A 2,908-nucleotide genomic window follows, 5' to 3' on the forward strand; every position below is an offset into this window, starting at 1 on the left:
AGCGTGGGGACATGCTCCTGGCGCTGCGCACCTTCGGCCGCATCCTCGTGCAGCACTGGCCCGCGATGATGGCGTGGTTCATCGGCGGCGAGGCCGTGCACCAGCTGCTCGTGCAGCTCGCGGGCTTCATCGGCGGTCACACCACGCTCGGCGGGCTGCTGATCCTGCCGCTCGCCGTCGCCGCGAAGCTCGCCGCGTACGTCGCGATGTATCTCACCGTGCGGCCGTCGCTGCCGCACGTCGCGGCATCCGCGGACGGGTACCGGGCGTTCGCGCGGGCCGTGCTGATGTCGATCCTGCCGTTCTTCTTGTTCTACTCCTCGTGGGGACTGCTGAACGCCGACATCACCGAGTTCGCGGGTATCGCCAGCAGCATCGCCCTGCAGGAATCCGGCTACGACGCCGCGCAGATCGGAGACCGAGGCGGTCTGGTGTCGGTCGGAGTGCTGCCGGTCACCGTGCTCTGCGTGGCGCTCGTTGCTCGCTTGGCTCTCTCAGCGCTCCGCAATCGGCTGCCGGACTGGACGGTGGCCATCACCGCGTACGCCGAGGTGGTCTGGACCTTCATGCTCTTCACCCTGGTCGGTCAGTGGTGGGCGGGCGTTCAGGAGTGGCTCGCCGCGAGCACCGGTGCGACGTGGCTGCAGGCGTTCGGTGACTGGTTCGCGATGAACATCCCCGCCATCGCCGTGGTCTGGGAGGCGGCGCTGTGGCTGATCGGGATCATCGCCGCCGTGCTGCTCATGCCCGCGGCCTGGCTGGCTGTCGCGGCGGTGATCTACGGCACCTCGTTCGATGACGCACCGGTGTCGGTGCAGCGCTGGCTCCGTGCTCTGCGTGGGACGGCCGATACGCTCTCCGTCTCTCTGCTGGAGCGCTTGGAGAGCCTGTGGGCGGCGGTCGCCGTCGTCTGGCGCGGAGGACCGCTGCTGTTCGGCGCGGTCGTGTGCGCGTATGCGGGCTGGGGGCTGGCCGAACGCTGGGGCACGCGCGGTGTGCTGGTGCTGATCGGCGGGCACGAAACGGACTACTGGGAGGCGCTGCTGCCGATGGTGCTGGTTGCGGTGGCCACGGTGTTCGAGACGCTGCGGGTCGCCGTGGTCGCCACGGCCTACGACGCGGTGATCGCCCGGCCGGAGGCGGGGCTGGAAGCGACGTCAGGGCTCGAGGCTGAAGCGGACGACGCCCTCGTCGCCGGGCACGTCGAGTTCGAACGCGCCGGCGGTGTCATCGGGGACGACGAAGACGGCGAGAACATCGTAGGAGCCTGATTCGGAGGTGCAGGTGGACTCTCCGCTCTCGGAGGGCACATCCAGCAGCGACCGGCCATCCAGCCATGACCGTCCGCTCGACGGTTCGGTGAGGGTCGTCGAACCGCACAACCCCGCATCCGGACCGCCGCTCGCCGTCAGCAGCACGCTCAGCGAGCGCATCCCCTCGGGGGCGTCGAACTCGTCCCAGCGGGTCGAGGTGAGCGAGAGCCGCTGCCCGGCGATGTCGACGCTCTGGCCGGAGGCGATCGCGGTGACCTCCTCGGTCTTCATCGTCGGCAGCACGTCCAGCCACACGTGAACGCTGATGCACGCGGCCACAGCGACGACCAGAGCGATCAGGGCCGCCCGCTGACGGCGCCACCACGTCATAATCCGGTCTCCGGAGGCGTGATCTCGATGCTGGATGCCGTCGGCAGCCGATCGAGCGGAATCGTGACAGCGACCATGTCGTCGAGCCGGGGTGTGAATACCGATGAGCTCAGTCGCAGTTCGGCGTCGCCAGCCCGGATGTCCGGTGGGAGTTCGAACGCCAGCATCCCGACCGTGTCGATGCCGATCCGCAGCTGCGCGTCGAAAAGAGTGTCGCGGACGCGCTCGCTGGCCTGGAAGACCTCGCCGCCGACGTGGAGGGTCGCAAGCTCGACGTCGGCTTCGACCTCGCTGTGCGGGGCGGATGCCGCGACGGTGACGACCAGCCAGTTGCCGTCGGCTCGCCAATCGGACACCTCGACGCTCTCGGCGAAGGTCGCATCGACGACCGCCGCAGTGAGGGTCCGGGTGGTGACGGACTGCTGCTCGTCAGCATCCGGAGCGAACGCGGCATGCGCGACGAACGGCGCCCGCAGCGCATCGGGCGAGGGCGTCGCGACGGTGATCGCACCGGCGACCACGGCGAGGGCGACGCCGACGATCCAGGGGAGCGCCTTCTTCATCGGGCCCCCTCAACGTCGATCTCGAACTGCGCGGCGAGGCCCGCCCGCCGCCACGTGATGTTGTCGGACGAGAGGATCACCTGGCCGCGGGTCTCATCAGCGTCGTAGACGTCGACGGTCACGGTGCCGGATGTGACCGCATCCGCAGGGACCGGCCAGACCAACCGCATCTCGACGGGGACGCGGGGCTGCAGAATGACACCTCCGATCGAGTCGTCGGTGCGCCAGGCTCGCGCGCTCGCCGTCTGCGTGATGCCCGACAGCTCGAGCAGGGGCTCGGCGACATTCAGCAGCCGCGACTCGGCCCGGTCGGCGCTGCGGCCGACGCCGACCGGGTAATCGGCGAGGTTCTCCAGCCGCATCGTGACGACGACGAGGACATCGCCGTCTTCTGCGGCGACGTGCTCGTCCTCGATCTCGTCCGTCAGGTGGGCGTCGAGGACGGATGCCGTGTACAGCGGGGTGGTCGCCTCCTCACCCGCGACCAGCTGCGCGGCGGAGGAGGTCGCCGGATTCAGGCCGCCGAGGGCGATGACGGCGACGACCAGAGCGCCGAGGAGGCCGCCGCCGATCCAGAGCGGGATGGCGGCTCGGCTGGTCGCCGCGCGGCGCGCGCTGCCCGCCATCTGCCCCACCCTGCTCACGAGGTCAGCCTATCGAGGTGGCCTCCGCAGGCGTGACCGGCGGGATGTTCTTGCGGAT

Annotated in this window: 4 protein-coding genes; 1 reads left to right on the forward strand and 3 read right to left on the reverse strand. The window is 69.8% G+C overall.

Annotated features, from left to right (window positions below; all coding sequences use genetic code 11):
• The coding region (locus ACTICP_RS16290) for a hypothetical protein (RefSeq protein ID WP_441894132.1) at nt 1-1,271 on the forward strand (1,271 nt) is incomplete at its 5' end.
• Here the strand turns inward: ACTICP_RS16290 and ACTICP_RS16295 are convergent.
• From ACTICP_RS16295 to ACTICP_RS16305, 3 genes are read right to left on the reverse strand one after another with little or no spacing between them, the layout of a single operon-like run.
• Complete coding sequence (locus tag ACTICP_RS16295; RefSeq protein ID WP_441894134.1) at nt 1,158-1,643, reverse strand: hypothetical protein; 486 nt, start codon at nt 1,641-1,643, stop codon at nt 1,158-1,160. The genes ACTICP_RS16290 and ACTICP_RS16295 overlap by 114 nt on opposite strands.
• Entirely contained in the window at nt 1,640-2,206 is a 567-nt protein-coding gene (locus ACTICP_RS16300; protein WP_441894136.1) for a hypothetical protein, read from the reverse strand. The genes ACTICP_RS16295 and ACTICP_RS16300 overlap by 4 nt, the downstream gene beginning before the upstream one ends.
• Nucleotides 2,203-2,850, reverse strand: a complete 648-nt coding sequence (locus ACTICP_RS16305; protein WP_441894138.1) for a hypothetical protein — start codon at nt 2,848-2,850, stop codon at nt 2,203-2,205. The genes ACTICP_RS16300 and ACTICP_RS16305 overlap by 4 nt, the downstream gene beginning before the upstream one ends.
• Nucleotides 2,851-2,908: the final 58 nt, after the last annotated feature.

Origin of the sequence: Microbacterium sp., assembly GCF_052102115.1 — a bacterium.
Lineage (GTDB): Bacteria > Actinomycetota > Actinomycetes > Actinomycetales > Microbacteriaceae > Microbacterium.